12 protein-coding genes and 2 pseudogenes are annotated in these 14,010 nt (G+C 59.2%); 6 read left to right on the top strand and 8 right to left on the bottom strand.

What is annotated here, in order from left to right; translation table 11 throughout:
- Positions 1 to 825: 825 nt before the first annotated feature.
- A complete protein-coding gene (locus JQ604_RS39555; RefSeq protein ID WP_212366173.1) occupies positions 826 to 999 on the top strand; it encodes a hypothetical protein in 174 nt (57 codons plus the stop codon).
- Positions 1,000 to 2,342: 1,343 nt separating this feature from the next.
- Entirely contained in the window at positions 2,343 to 2,627 is a 285-nt protein-coding gene (locus tag JQ604_RS39550; RefSeq protein WP_212366172.1) for a DUF7662 domain-containing protein, read from the top strand.
- Between the two features lie 224 nt (positions 2,628 to 2,851).
- Here JQ604_RS39550 and JQ604_RS39545 read toward each other — a convergent pair whose 3' ends face one another.
- Positions 2,852 to 3,742, bottom strand: a complete 891-nt coding sequence (locus JQ604_RS39545; RefSeq protein WP_212366171.1) for an SDR family oxidoreductase — start codon at positions 3,740 to 3,742, stop codon at positions 2,852 to 2,854.
- Positions 3,743 to 4,313: 571 nt separating this feature from the next.
- Here JQ604_RS39545 and JQ604_RS39540 point away from each other — a divergent pair.
- Positions 4,314 to 4,670, top strand: coding sequence for a PRC-barrel domain-containing protein (locus JQ604_RS39540; RefSeq protein WP_249159363.1), 357 nt, complete (start codon positions 4,314 to 4,316; stop codon positions 4,668 to 4,670).
- Positions 4,671 to 5,312: 642 nt separating this feature from the next.
- On the opposite strand, the gene JQ604_RS39535 is transcribed toward JQ604_RS39540, so the two are convergent.
- Together JQ604_RS39535 and JQ604_RS39530 are read right to left on the bottom strand one after the other, a co-directional pair.
- Positions 5,313 to 6,053 (bottom strand): Crp/Fnr family transcriptional regulator, encoded by a 741-nt coding sequence (locus JQ604_RS39535; RefSeq protein ID WP_212366169.1) that lies wholly within the window; start codon positions 6,051 to 6,053, stop codon positions 5,313 to 5,315.
- Between the two features lie 391 nt (positions 6,054 to 6,444).
- A complete protein-coding gene (locus tag JQ604_RS39530; protein WP_212366168.1) occupies positions 6,445 to 7,563 on the bottom strand; it encodes a DUF1236 domain-containing protein in 1,119 nt (372 codons plus the stop codon).
- 219 nt (positions 7,564 to 7,782) lie between these two features.
- Here JQ604_RS39530 and JQ604_RS39525 point away from each other — a divergent pair, with 219 nt between their 5' ends.
- On the top strand, positions 7,783 to 8,007 hold the full coding sequence (locus JQ604_RS39525; protein WP_212366167.1) for a hypothetical protein: 225 nt from the start codon (positions 7,783 to 7,785) through the stop codon (positions 8,005 to 8,007).
- Positions 8,008 to 8,171: 164 nt separating this feature from the next.
- On the opposite strand, the gene JQ604_RS39520 is transcribed toward JQ604_RS39525, so the two are convergent.
- The 4 genes and pseudogenes from JQ604_RS39520 to JQ604_RS39505 form a co-directional block, all read right to left on the bottom strand.
- The gene (locus JQ604_RS39520; protein WP_212366166.1) at positions 8,172 to 8,684 is read right to left on the bottom strand and encodes a PRC-barrel domain-containing protein; all 513 of its coding nucleotides are present in this window, start codon (positions 8,682 to 8,684) and stop codon (positions 8,172 to 8,174) included.
- Between the two features lie 395 nt (positions 8,685 to 9,079).
- Positions 9,080 to 10,167, bottom strand: a pseudogene (locus tag JQ604_RS39515) (glycosyltransferase family 4 protein).
- 132 nt (positions 10,168 to 10,299) lie between these two features.
- Entirely contained in the window at positions 10,300 to 10,524 is a 225-nt protein-coding gene (locus tag JQ604_RS39510; protein WP_212366165.1) for a hypothetical protein, read from the bottom strand.
- 256 nt (positions 10,525 to 10,780) lie between these two features.
- The gene (locus tag JQ604_RS39505) at positions 10,781 to 10,963 is read right to left on the bottom strand and encodes a hypothetical protein (RefSeq protein WP_212366164.1); all 183 of its coding nucleotides are present in this window, start codon (positions 10,961 to 10,963) and stop codon (positions 10,781 to 10,783) included.
- Between the two features lie 260 nt (positions 10,964 to 11,223).
- On the opposite strand from JQ604_RS39505, the pseudogene JQ604_RS41800 reads away from it, so the two are divergent.
- Positions 11,224 to 11,364 (top strand): annotated as a pseudogene (locus tag JQ604_RS41800) (NYN domain-containing protein); the annotation flags it as partial.
- Between the two features lie 58 nt (positions 11,365 to 11,422).
- Positions 11,423 to 12,340 (top strand): YihY/virulence factor BrkB family protein, encoded by a 918-nt coding sequence (locus JQ604_RS39500; RefSeq protein WP_212366163.1) that lies wholly within the window; start codon positions 11,423 to 11,425, stop codon positions 12,338 to 12,340.
- Between the two features lie 243 nt (positions 12,341 to 12,583).
- Here the strand turns inward: JQ604_RS39500 and JQ604_RS39495 are convergent, their stop codons facing one another.
- Positions 12,584 to 13,984: a carbohydrate porin gene (locus JQ604_RS39495; protein WP_212366162.1), complete on the bottom strand. Its 1,401-nt coding sequence runs from the start codon at positions 13,982 to 13,984 to the stop codon at positions 12,584 to 12,586.
- Between the last annotated feature and the right edge of the window lie 26 nt (positions 13,985 to 14,010).

Raw genomic sequence — 14,010 nt, 5'->3', positions numbered from 1 at the left:
AAGAGGACCTAGCCGCCTTCGCCCTGGCCCTCGAACTTTTTGATCATGCCATGGCGGCGAGGCGCGCGGAATTGCAGACAGGCCTAATGGACCCGGCGCGGGGCCCTGCCACCCTGGCCACCCGCCGATAAGAAAGCCGCGCCATGGTCGCGGGCGGCGCCTTCACCCATCTGCCCGCGGACGCGCGCGATTATAGGTGCAGCCCTCAATATCGCGCTGCCGCCGTCACCACGCCTCAGAACGTCAGGCCCTCGCGGCACCCGAGAGCAATTAATAGCGAGCTCGAGCGTTGACAGGCGTCTACCCAGCTGAACGTCAGCCGCAATCTACCAGTTCTATTCGGTATAGGCACGCGGTGGCCGGTTTTCCGCACTTTCGTTTGACGCCAAGCAACGTCGCGCCCGCTCGATCTGTGCGTCGGTAGCCCCGTGATTACGGGCGTATATCTCAGCCACTGACGCTGAATATTTCGCGACGTAGTATCGGACCTCGCTGCAAGAGATGCGCGCTGTGGGTCTGTGGTGTCGCGATGCGAGGGCTTCGGACCCCAGCGGAATCAACAAGAAGGCAACAGAGACCCCCGCCCGTACGATCATCCTCGCTGCCCCCTACATTCTGTCTCGTAAAGAGAGCAGGCCTTCGTGCAAACGACGCAAATTAACAATCGAGCGCCGGTGCAAAGTGCTGTGAGACTGTTGCTCGAATGCTTCGGTGCTGCACAGGCCAAGCCTGAACAAGAGCGTGAGCTCCTGAAGACATCGGTCGTTCGCGGCTATTAGGCACGTTGCCGCATATGCTACTAACTGTTCAGGAAGAGATTCACCTATGAGCTGGCTGGAACAAGAACAATGGGGAAAAGTGGCTGCCAAATCCGACGCCCTGAAATCCATTTGGTCAGCCATTGCCCTCCAACCTCAAAGCGCTTGTCTCTCTTCATGTGCGCTTGAAAAACCGGCGGGCGCTGGAAAGTATGAGAGAATTTCGGCGCACATTGCTTGAAAGCCTCCAGTCCCCGTCCTCCATCGATTCGCGCACCGCTCTAAATCATGTTTGTGAGGATCTGCGGATTATCGATGACGGACTGGAGCAACTCTCCTGAGGACTCGACAGGGCCGGCGTTCTTCCCTAAGTACGGCCGGGGGAGATTAAGGCCATGCTCAGTGTTGATAGTTACAGGGTAAAGGCGGTCGAATTCGATTATCTCGCGGCCGCGGCACGAGAGAATTCCCTTAAACGTCGGTTTATACTTCTTGCGGAGCAGCACCGCCTTTTGGCTGTCGTACGCCAGCGGATAGAAGAGACCGACGATAACGAGCAACGCTGATAGTTTCGGTCACACCACTATCGGGCTCCGGCTTTGATCACTTCACGCGCCCCCCCTCGCGGGGGTGCTGCGGTTCTTCAATCGCGGCACTTGTAGCACCTTGCCCTCCAGGCGCTTGGCGGTAGAGGTCGGGCAACCGCTGACGATGCGGAAATCGCCCTCACAACGCATTCAAAGGGGAAATCAATCTGATACCGCTGCTGCGGGTTTCGTGCCGAGCTTTTAGGAAGCTGCCCAAAGATGAATTAGAGGCGGCCAATCTTGGCGATTCCTTAGCCATTGGCACATCCTTTGCTGATGCTGCAGCGCTGGGAATTTAAGAACCCAGATTGAGACAGGGCGCCGTCGGGACACCTTCATTTCGAGCCCGGCGGCGTATCTTTTTGAGACTACCCCCGACAGCTCGTTCCCAGTCGTACGTCTACGCGATCGCGCAGGACCGGTTTGAGCCGATTCATAAAGCGGCATCAAAAATTCCTGCTGGCGGCACCGAGCCTAGGTTGATGAACATAACCCAAAGCGACTACCTCAAATGGGTTACTCGGACCCTTGTTGAAGCCACAATGCTCGCGGGCTAGCATTTGGTGTTTCTAAAGATCACGAATTTTCGCCATGCAGACAGCATTGATCATTGCACTGATCTCGACCGCCGTTCTCGGCCTGTTGGTCCTGACATTACGATTTGGATTGAGCTGGGCATTCTCGCGCACGCTAAAGAAGCGTTGAGACGATCGTTGGTCTCTGAGTCTCAAGGCGAAGAGTTGATTGGATTTTGTGTATGAGCTTCCAACGAATTTCAGATGAGAGCTTGGCGCTCTATTACGAAAGCATCCGCCGTCAGGCCGACGCCGACCGAGGTCTTAGGCACCACTTTACGGCCAGCCCAAGTGTCCGCGATCGGGCGGAAAAGCTGCGCGAGGAACTGGACAGGCGAAAGCTTCAATACTCGCCTATTCGATGGCCCACCTAGCCAGCTGATTGTTATTTCCGAAGCGAATAGACCTGAGGGTGGGACAGGATGTCCGTCTATGACCCGTTGCGCCAGAAGCTGGAGACCATCCAAGGGGCAAGCCTCCGCCTATCTTTCGCCGATCTCGAAGCCATCCTCGGAAAGCCCCTTCCCGTCTCGGCCTACAAATTTACGGCCTGGTGGGGAAACAATTGCAAGGTCGGGCATGCGCAAACTCTAGCTTGGTTAAGGGCTGGATTTAAGGCTCGTAGCGTTTCCTTGAAGAACCACACCGTCGAATTTCACCGCGTCGACAAGTCCCGGTCCGGTAATCGCCAGTCCGGCACCGTCTAGTTCCCCTCAGCTTTCACCGCTGGTCACATGCACTTCGAGACGTGTCGGCGGATCGATCGAGACGACCTGCTGATATTTAGCCGGGTCAAGCGAGCGCGCGAGCCGGCCGCCAGAGCTGCGAAAGCTAAGAAGCCGGCGGCGGCCAAGTCGCGCCAAGGCAAGTTAAACCGGTCACTCGAATGCGTCTTTTGCCAGCATCCGCGATGGGTTGCTTAGGTGAAGTCTTACGGCTGCCCTGATCCCCCGGCAGCGCCATAGACTTGGCCTGTCGCAAAACTCGCATCTGCTGCGGCGAGTTGCACGTAGATCGAGGCAAGTTCGGCCGGCTGACCGGGGCGGCCAAGCGGCGTCAAGCCGCCGAATTTTTCGAGCTTCTCCATCGAGGCGCCCCCAGACACTTGGAGAGGCGTCCAAATCGGTCCCGGCGCGACGCCGTTGACGCGGATGCCTTTCGGACCCAGCTGCTTAGCCAGCGACTTAACGTAGTTCATGGTCGCGGCCTTCGTCTGCGCGTAATCGTAGAGTTCTGGAGACGGGTCGTAAGCCTGCTCGGAAGTCGTGCCGATGATGCACGAGCCCGGCTTGAGATGCGGCAGCGCTGCCTTGATAATCCAGAAGGGAGCATAAACGTTAGTTTTCATGGTCGCGTCGAAGTCCTCGGACGACACGTCAAGGATCGACTCACGGCTTTGCTGCCGCGCGGCATTGCAGACGATGATGTCGAGGCCGCCAAGTCCCCAAAGGGCCTGTTCGACCAGATTTTTGCAGAACACCTCGTCACGCAGGTCGCCGGGAAGAGAGAGCCCGGTGCGCCCTTCCTTCTTGATGAGGGCGATTACCTCCTGTGCATCAGGTTCCTCGTTAGGAAGGTAGTTGATCGCTACGTCGGCACCTTCACGCGCATACGCGATTGCAGCGGCGCGGCCCATGCCTGAATCGCCGCCGGTGACCAGCGCCTTCCGGCCGGCCAGCCGGCCGGAGCCATTGTAGCTGGTCTCTCCATGGTCCGGACGTGGCTCCATGCTACCAGCGAGGCCCGGCCAGGACTGCGATTGTTTCTTGAACGGCGGCCTCGGATATCGGGTTACGGGATTGATGAGATCCTGCTCGGCCATGTCTGTAGTTCCTTTCGCTGTCGAAAATGCCGGTGAAGCCGCGACAAGCGCTGCGCTCGCAGAGTGAACGACATGCCGGCGAGATACTGTCTGTCCTGATGCGCCATGACCTCGCCGCGACTTCGGGCTTTGCTGTCTAAACGAGCCGAGCGGACCATGGTTGCTAAGACGAGAAGAAGCGTCTGCGACCTGCCATCGCAGAACAACCCACCCTAGGGTGCGTCTCGTGAAGGGCCTCGAGCGACATCGCATGGATCGCTGGAAGGCTCCTGCTAGCAGCAGAAGCGCGGTCGCGCGCTTTCCACAAGCATGCCTTCGAGACCAATGGATGGGAATACTTTCGCTACCGCGTCATCGTCGTGAAGAAGGCCCGTGCTCCTCATCCGATACTGCGCATGAGGCCTCTCCTCATCTCTATGCGCAGCGCTTCGATGTTCGGATAGAGGTCGCGGGAGCCGGCGCAGTGCGGATACATGGCGGCCATGATCCTCTGCGACACCTTTTCAGTGCTAGGAACGAGCTCGTTAGACCGGCGTTTGACCTCCTAACCATGCAACCCCAGGAGAGAGCAATGGCAGAACGTGAGACAGGAAGTCTTATCGCCAGTGACAAGGTCGAAGGCACCGCCGTCTATGGAGCCGATCAGCAGAAGATTGGCAGTGTCGAGCGCGTCATGATCGATAAGGTGTCGGGCAAGGTCGCCTACGCGGTCCTGAGCTATGGCGGCTTCCTCGGCATCGGCGATGATCACTATCCGACGCCGTGGTCAAGTTTAACCTATGATACCAATCTCGGCGGTTACCGAACCAACATCACCCGAGCCCAGTTGGACAAAGCGCCGCGCTATACCAATGACAATGACTGGAGCTGGAATCGCGAGAACGACCGCCGCGTCTACGACTACTATCAGGCCTCGCCCTATTGGTAGCAAGGCGAGATCAACTGTACTGATCAGGCCCGTATACTGGTCAAGCCCGGCGCCTCACGCGCCGGGCTTTTGCGTAGGAACCGGACGGGCCCCCGCGGTTTGTCGTGTCGATTTCGACATCTGGAGGCGCGCCATCAGCAAAACCAAAATCCTGCAAAACCTTTTTCCATGACACCCTCAAGGACATCAGCCTATATCGGCGTTCGCTGATTTCCGTTTCGCTTTTTTCTTGATTGCATCAATTGCATCGGGAGCGCTGGCCCGCTTAACCGATCTTCTCTTCCTCGTCCGCAAGCATGTGCCAGCGCTTCGCGACCTCGAGCAGTGTTTGTTTGGCAATTTGATCCTGAGCGGCTTCCGCCATAGCTTCGGCCTCTCGTGCTTTCCGTCGATATTCCTCAGACCTTATGGACATTTCGCAGCAACGTAGCGGCTGCAAAATGGTTTCCCTTCAAAAAAATAACCCCGCCGAGGCAGGACAGTCGGTTCTTCCTTAACGCCCACCGTGGACGCAATCGCCGCGGTGATCGGGTCGGACGCCCGGATGATAGTCTCTGCATACTGTGTCAAAACTTATCCATCGCATTTTTAAGGCAGTACCTGCCCTTTAATGCCAACCGGACACAAGCTGAATACAGAGATTCACCCGCAGAGCGCACCGCGCGAAGATACCGGCAGCTCTTCATCATACATGTGCTTGTTTCTGCTTCGCATCACCGCGTAACATTCGCACGCGATCTTCTCAAGTTTCCTTCGGTCGATCTCCAGCATTCCACGTCGGTCAAATAAGATGCCGCCCGCGGCTCGAAGCTTGCGTATCGTCAGGGTCACCGTTGTACGGCGCACTCCGAGAAGTTGTGCTAGCGCTCCGTGCGTGAGCTGTATTTCGCTGTGCCCGACACGGTCGTGAATCTCAAGCAACCATCGAGCCGTGCGGCATTCCACCGGATGCACCGCATTACAAGCCGCCACGGTATTGAGCTGTATCAGTTGTGTGCGGAGATGAAGGCGGAGGACGTGCCTAATCGTGGCGCTTTTCTCAAAGGCAAGCTTCATCTGGGTGACAGGGACCTGGAGCGCGGTCACGGGCACATAAGCAGTTGCCGTGACTGGCGATCGCGAGGGACTAAGAAGCGCGAGAGCGCCAACCGCTCCTTCCGCGCCCATGAGAGTTGACGCGACTATGTGTCCGTCGGTCATTTCAACCAGGAACGCGATGACCCCGCTGAGAGGAAAACAGACGTGCTTGAACTCATCTCCCGTTCGCACCAGAACAGCATCAAAGTCGAACGACGTCTTCTGAATGTGGGGAGCAAGCAAGTTCAGGTCCGCGGGCGAAAACGCCGCTAAAAGCCTATTCCCAAGGCCAACCTGGAGCGCCATCGCGGACGTTCCCTTAGAACAACCGTAGTTAAAACCCCCAGTTCAGGGGGCACGTTCCTATTACTGGCCAACTTTCTGTGTGCGTGGGGCCCAATTGCCTCGGGTCAGGGCTGCCCTCGGCCGCCGACAGACCCGGTCGCGCAGGTCAGCCGCCGGGCTCGAACCGCTTCGGCGCTGATGCCGCTAGCAAGGAAGCTTCTAGTGGCGCGGGAGCTCCGTGGTGACAGCCCATCGTCTCTTACCCGCGCACTGGGCCACCTTGGAATACGCCTTCGCCTGCTTGGTCAGTTCGTTCAGCCTTGAGACCTAGCTCCGCCCGCTTCACTGGCTCTAGTCACAACGAAGGGCCGCTGCGAGCGGCCCTTCCTGTTCGTCAGCTTTCCCTTAATAATCAATCGATCTCTTCAATGATGCGACGCTCATGGGGCTCGACGATGTAGGTACGGCTGTCCCGATTGATGTACTGGTACTCGCGAAGAGACGGCGCATCCCGATAGACCTCTTCCGGGAACGTCTCGATTTCCACGCCCTCGGGCACGCGCTCGCCGGTCCGGATTTCGGTGCGGACCGTGCTGCCGGTTGTGCGACGCTCGCGTTCGACCGGCCGCGCCTTAGCGTGCTTGCGGATCACCTCGCGATCGCGATCGCTAAACGTCGTCTTGCGCTGCTCGGTGCGCGCCGGGGCGGACGCGGTCGAGCGGCCCGAGTACGGCAGGACGGTCACGATCTTGTAGCTGGACGGCTCCACAATCACGATCTCGTCCTTCACGAGAATGAAGTTGTAGCCGCGATACTGCGGCACGATTTCCGCGATATCGGCTGGCAGTGGCTGCAGGCGGACGTCGCGCGGCACGATAGTGCCCACAGACAGCGAGAAGTTCACGTTGGTCAGCGGCTGCACGTTCAGGTGCGAAATCGACGCACTAATGCGCGTCCGCTGCTGATCGTTGATGTTGACCGACGCATTCACGTTGGTGTTCGAACCGCGATCGGCCGCATTCTGCTGATTGTTCGGCTGCTGGGCCGTGTTAGCTGAACCGCTAGCCGCGGGCGACTGCGCCTGGTTGCCGCCCGAGGCGGGCGGGTTCGCGCTCTGCGTCTGGTTGTTCGAGTTCGGAGGAGGATTGGTCTGCGCCTGATTGGAAGGCGTCGTGGTCTGGTTAGAGGGCTGACCGGTCTGCGCCTGGCTGGCGGAGGTGTTCGACGATGGCGCCTGTGTGGTATTGCTGCCCGTGCCGGAGTTGGACGTCTGGCCTGCAGCGGTCTGACCGGTCGAGGACGGAGACTGCGTCTGGGCCGAATTCGTCGGAGAATTGGTCTGCGCGGATCCCGCAGACGAGCTGGACGGGGTTGTAGACGTGGAAGACGACGGCGACGAGGTGGATGTGGAGCTTTGCTGAGGCTGCGTTGTGCGCTGATTGGAGCTCGACGTTGTCGAAGAAGACTGTGCCAGAGCCGAAGTCGCGATGGCGACGGCCGCCGTTGTGACGAAGAATGTACGCTTGTTCATCTGAAACCTCCAAAATGCGGACGTCGATCAACCCTCGAACCAGGGGTGCGGTTCCTGTTCGGGAAATCGCGGTAAAGCGGGCCAGCATATCTCCCGAAACCACGTGAAATCCCCGCTGTAGCGAAATGGCACGGCTCATTTAGCGTCGGGAACAATCGGAACTTCACTCGCGCCTCTTCGTTGGCAGTCGCTACTTTTGAAACCGTTGGAGATGACACCATGAAGAAACTGATCATGTGCGGCGCTCTCGCCGCTTTCGCCCTCGGCACGCAGGCCGCCAGCGCAGCCGAGTTCTACATTGTTCGCGACGCGACCACGAAGAAATGTACCGTCGTCGACACCAAGCCTACGACGACGACCACGACAGTCGTGGGCGATGGCGTCTACAAGACCAAGACGGAAGCCGAGTCTGCTGTGAAGACCACCAAGGTCTGCACCGAGTAGTCCCGCATCAGCAATTGGCTATTTCCTGGTTCACATGCCTGAGCGATTGAAGCTCCCACGAACGGCCCGCCCGGCACTCTAGGCGGGCCGTTTTTTCAAAGGCAGCTTCAGCACCTCCTCAACGAAAAGGGCCTCCTGATGGAGGCCCTCAACGTTGCGTTTTGTTAATTGTAGTCTGAGTACTTGAACTGTGGGAGTGCCTTCAACTGCTCCTTGTTGCCGCTCATAACGGCGTGATCCGGTACCCAATCGTTCGTGCTACGGTTCGTGGTAGTCGTCGAGGCGGCGCCGGTGGTCGTCTCGCGGGTCGTCGTCGAGGTGCCGGTTGAACTGGTTCGGACGGGCTCTTCGACGAACTTCAGCTTATCCATCGAGACCGCGATGTCGTGTTCGCCCATACCGAGGAAGCCGCCGATGCCGATGACTACCGCGTTGATCTTGCCGCTCTTGTCGACGAGCAACTCGTTGATGTCGCCGAGCTTCTCGTTGGCTTCGTTGTAGACGTTCAGGCCCATGAGCTTTGAGGCTCGCCAGTTATCCTTGAGAACCATCTTCGCATCGACCGGTTGAGCAGTGGCAGCCGGCGCAGCGCGATCGGCCGGTTGAGCGGATTGCGCAAACGCAGCGCCGCCGATCACGGCAGTGCCGAGCAGAGCGACGGCAAGAAAGCTTTTCATAGATTTTCTCCTCCAGGTGTAATGCGCACCTATACAGATGCCGGCCCTAACGCCCGGATTTGCCACTCGTTCCCGAATTCCGAACGGGCATGGCTTCGATCCATCGGAATCAGCAGCCCTTATCGACGTTCGGTGGTCACGACCCGAACGGAGATCCCCTTACCTTGGGAGCGGAGGCAGTCCTGCGAAAAATGTGGCCAAACTTGCTTTGCGCAGTCTGCCGTTTCCGCGGGGGATTCGCGGACCGGCCGGATCTGCGGCTGCGGAGAAGGTACTTCGTCCGCGAGAGCTGGCATCGCGAGAAGGACAAAAGCTGCCGTCCCGGAAAGGATCAGTTTCATGAGGCCTCCTGATGTACGATGAACGACTTGAGCCCGTAGCCGTTCCGGTCGTGATCAAAACGAGACGCTTTTCGACTCCTTCGCGCCCACCCGAGTAGTTTGCTCACGCGTGGCGTCATCGCGAACGACCAGCTCGCGATACTGGCGTTCGTATTCACGTGCCATTCTGCTCGCGATGAAACGCTCTTCGAACCGAGCGCGAACCATTCTTCGGTCGAGCCGGCCCACTTCGCTTACCGCTCGGATCGCCTGCTCCTCGCCGTCCACGATGAAGCCGGTCACGCCATCCTCCACCACCTCTGGCACCGATCCAGAGCGGTAAGCGATCACGGGCGTCCCGCACGCCATTGACTCGATCATGACAAGCCCGAAAGGCTCGGGCCAATCGATCGGAAACAGCAGGGCGGCGGCATCCGCGAGGAACGGCTGCTTCCGGATTTCGTCCACCTCGCCCACGAGCTGGATCGCCTCGCCGTCGATTTCGGGTTCAAGCTTCTTCTTGAAGTAGGCCGTCTCCGCGCGAGGTATCTTGGCCGCAATCCGCAGCGGCATCCGCACAGCGCGTGCGATACGAATTGCGACTTCAGGCCCCTTCTCGGCCGTCAGCCGCCCTAGAAAGGCCAGGTACGAACCCGGTTCGTAGGATGGCCGAAACTGGTCCTTGGGCAGACCGTGCGGAATCGTGGCCATCCAATTCGCATCTGCAGCGGACGCCGCTGGTTATTGGAGATGGAGACGAAGGGGGCCTGCGGAAAAGCCCCGATCACTTCGGATAGCCCTACAAGGTCGAGCCGGCCGTGCATGGTCGTTAAAAACGGCACGCCGATCCGGCTCAGGACCGGCAGCGGCAGCCAGTCGATATGGGAGTGGATCACGTCGAATTCGCGTGCGCGCTCCGCGATCGCTTCGATCATCAGCGCGCTGGCGGCGTTCGGATCGACGCCCCTCCGTCCCAGGCGGAGCGCGCGCGGCCACACTGCGTGGAGCTTTGCCTTCGTATTTGAATCCCCGCTTGCGAACAGGGTGACGTCGTGTCCGAGATCAACCAGTTCGTCCACCAGCCAGGCGATCACCCGTTCGGTACCACCGTACAGCTTCGGAGGAACGCTCTCGGCCAATGGGGCAACCTGAGCGATCCGCATCGAATTAAATCCCGAATATGGTCCGCAGGCCCAACACAATGCCCGCGGAAATGAGAAACGAAATCGCGAGCAGCGTCCAAATGGGCCTTGTGCTTCCGCGGGCTACGCAGGCGACGAGCATTTTCATACTCATCAACATTCGTCCTCATCAACATTCGTCGCCGGTTGCTGGTTCAGGTAAGCTATCCCGAAGCTGGCGAGTTCTTCGGTATCGCCCTTCCCCTCCTCCCATCTCCCGTGCAGATGGCGCCGCAGCAGGCACCGCCGGCTGTCGCGAGTGTCGACCTCTGGATGCCTCGCTCGGTAGACTGCCCAAGCTGTCTCCGTGGCGTTCTTCAAGACGACTTCGTCGACCATGCTCACTCTCCGGAGATCGAACCCAGTCGCTAACCAACTTGATGCACTCCGGAAAGTTTCCGGTTTTTCCCGACCCTAGACGAAGAGAGGATTACGAACGCCCTCGCACGCCCCGACCAAGGCATCTCGGCGCTCGCCTGCGCAACAGAACACTTACCTAGATTTCCCGGTCAGCGGGCGCGAGCAATTCATAAGTGCAAAAGTGAACACAAGCTTCTGAGCCAGCGAACACAGTCTTGGTCCTTCCGGAGCGGCCTTAACTGTCCGAAGGCAAATCTTTCAATTGAGCTTCCAGCTCTTCGATTAGGCGCCGGATGGCATCCAAGGTCTGCGGGTCGGTGATCCGTTCGGCAAGAAGTCGGTAGCCTAGGATCCGTTCAATTACTTCCCTCCGCCTCTCGCCCATTGCCGCCAAGCGGTCCGGATTGATTGTGTTCATAACGACCTCAATAGCAATCTCATACTCGATGGATGCCTAGGGCAGTGCAGTGATGGCAGCCGTCAAGTGATGCTGCCTGGTGCAGATCTCGGCCTCTACCCTAGTGAGATGCTGGGCATGCAAAGCTCCGCAAAACGCAAAACGCCCGCATTGCAATCCAAGTTCCTCTGCCCTCTCCTCCGCTACTCCATGATGAAGGGAAAATTTGCGAACCGGATGACGCGACGTGATGCACGACCGGCTGCGGCTAGGAACCGGCACGGCATGGGGGGCGGGTCACCGTCGTGTCCACCATCGCCAGCCGTCCACCGATGATCGCTGACGAACTTCGCCGGCAGGCAAACGTTTTCGTCGACCTGGCCGCACTGAGAGCAAGGATTGCCCGGCAATCGTCCTTGCGGCGCCGCTCGATGCCAGAACGACCCGGCGCGACTTTGGACTCCCGGAGGAGGTGCGAACATGCAGTCGACCTGGACGATACTGAAGCGCGCGGTGAGCGGATACATCGCGCACGAGGCTCTGAGCCGCGGCGCGGCCATCGCCTTCTACGTCGTGACCTCGCTAGCACCCGTCCTGCTCATCGTCGTCGCCATCGCGGGTCTCGTCTTTGGCGATGATGCGGTACGAGGCAGCCTCGTAAAGGAATTGGGCGGACTGTTCGGGCTGCAGGGCGCCGAGTTCATCCAAACAATGCTGGCCAAGTCGAGCGACAAGACCTCGGGCGCGACGGCGTCCATCGTCGGCGTCCTCGCCGTGCTCGTCACGGCCTCCGGCGTGTTCAGCGAGATGCAGGCCGGCCTGAATAGGACCTGGGACGTCGAAGCCCGCGATCTGCCGTGGTTGTCCTTGCTCCGGGCCCGCGCCGCAAGCCTTGGTTTGGTGGCCGCCCTCGGCTTCCTGCTGATGGTCTCGCTTGCCGCAAGCGCGATGTTGTCGGCGTTCGGCACCTACCTCGGGGATAGGAGCGCTCTCGCTCCCCTGCTCTTGGCAGCGCTCAACACCATCGTGTCCCTCGGCCTGTTCAGCGTACTGTTCGGAGCGATATTCAAGGTACTTCCCGACATCGATCTCGGGTGGCGCGACGTCGCCGTAGGAGCGCTTGCGACCGCGGTGCTGTTCGTGGTCGGCAAGTCGCTGATCGGGTGGTATCTCGGCACGACGGCGGCGAGCTCGGCTTACGGCGCCGCCGGCGCCCTTTTGCTGGTGCTGCTGTGGTCGTACTACTCCGCTCAGATCCTTCTGTTCGGCGCTGAGATCACGCGCGCCATCTCAGGGCCACCGCTTCGGCTGGAAGAGGACGACCGAAAAATACCTAACGGAGCAGCGGTGCCCGACCTTCCGCCACCTGACCAGTCCGAGGGCTGGCGGCCCGCATAGGTTGGGTCGCAATCTCTAGTCGGCACCGCCTTTCTTGCGGAAGGGGCTTCGGCCCAGTTGGTTCGGAAGTGACCACTCAACCAAGCATGTTGGTCACCTTCGAGACTAGTCGTCGACGACTTACGTTGGATTCGCTAATCCATTGCTATGGACTAAGTCAGCTAGTGACTGAGCAGCGATACAGGTCCCGCCAAAACTCAAGGAATTGCGTAGCTCATCCCACGAGCTTGTGTCGCGATCGAATTAGAACTTCAGCGTCGTACGCAGGCCAAGGACAGTCGCGTTATGAAGAACCTTGCCGGGCACAGCGCTCGATGGGCTGGTGGCACCTCCGCCCGGATGGATGATGTACTGGAGATTGGGCTGCAACGTCCATCCATCTCTGATCTGGTATTGATACACGGCTGTGAGCAGCCCCTCGAAACTTCGCATCGGCCAATTAGGACTAACAAGCGCGCGATAATCGGCATCCAGCGCTTGTGCGCGTTTTGACACGTGCGCGTAGCCGGCCGCAATGCCGAACTTGTCATCGGGGCGCTGGTCGCTGAGTCCAATGAATTCGATGCCGGCGTCGACATAGCGATCGATCAGATTGCGGTCCGCTGGCGCGCCCGAGACGCGCGCAAAAATGCCGATGCCGCGATCATCGCTGTTCGGCACACGATAGAGTTTCTGCTCAAACACCATCCAGCCACCGATATCGCCCGCTAGGAGCAAGGGTTCGCCGCTGCTGGTTGGCGACGCTAACGAGACACCATTGGACGAAAATCTCTGATCGGCGAAAGACCCAAAATGTCGCCAGCCGCCGAACTTGATTTGGCCAGCGGGATTCGGATCGCCCTTTGTGTTGTTCCAGGCATACTGGATCTGACCGAGCAGGAGGGGCGGATCGTTGACGCGGAAATTGACGCCATACCGGTTGCGCTCCTGCGGATCGCCAAGGCCGGGCCCAGCCTGGTCGCCATCGAAGATGCCACCGAGCACAGACAACTGATCAGTGACGTTGACGAGAAGCCGGGCTCCCATCGCGGCCAAGGGAGGGGATGGACCGCCGCTCGGCAGATCCAGCGAGGTGATTGCCGGCCAGCCCATCGAGGCGTTCGTCAGCACGTCGGTATATTTGGTGTTGAAGAACTCGCTGTCGGCAGCAAGCTGACCGGCCTTGAGCGAGACCTTCTTGTTGCCCCACTGCTTTTCGAAATAGGCCTCGTAGAGACGCGTGGACGGCAACGCCTCGATGCCGCTGACCACGAAATAATTCTGCAGGCTCCCGCGAGATAGCCCACCGCCATGAATCTGGAACATGTTGGCATGGAATGTCAATTGGTCGAGACTAGCGAGCTTTTGAAGGTCTACGTCAACGGCCAGATTCAGGCGGCCTTCATACACAGATCCCTGTTTCAGCCCGCCCGTGGGGTTGCCCAGAACTTCGCCAATGTAGGTCGCCGCAAACTTGACGCCATATTTTTGCAGGGGATTGGGGAGGAGACCAAGCGTCTTTTCCTCCACGGTACTTTCGCCCGTGTCGGGATCGGCCGGTTTGTCGTCGTCGGTCTTCTTGTTTTCCTGACCGGACGCCGTCGCCGCCGTAAACAGCGTGGCGGCGAGAAGCAATTGCCCAAGGCTTCTTTTCGTGCGGCTCACAGCTTCGATCCTGATGGGCGGGACGC

It is taken from the genome of Bradyrhizobium jicamae, from assembly GCF_018130695.1.
Classification (GTDB): Bacteria; Pseudomonadota; Alphaproteobacteria; order Rhizobiales; family Xanthobacteraceae; genus Bradyrhizobium; species Bradyrhizobium jicamae_B.
This window is presented reverse-complemented; position numbering and strand designations above follow the sequence as displayed.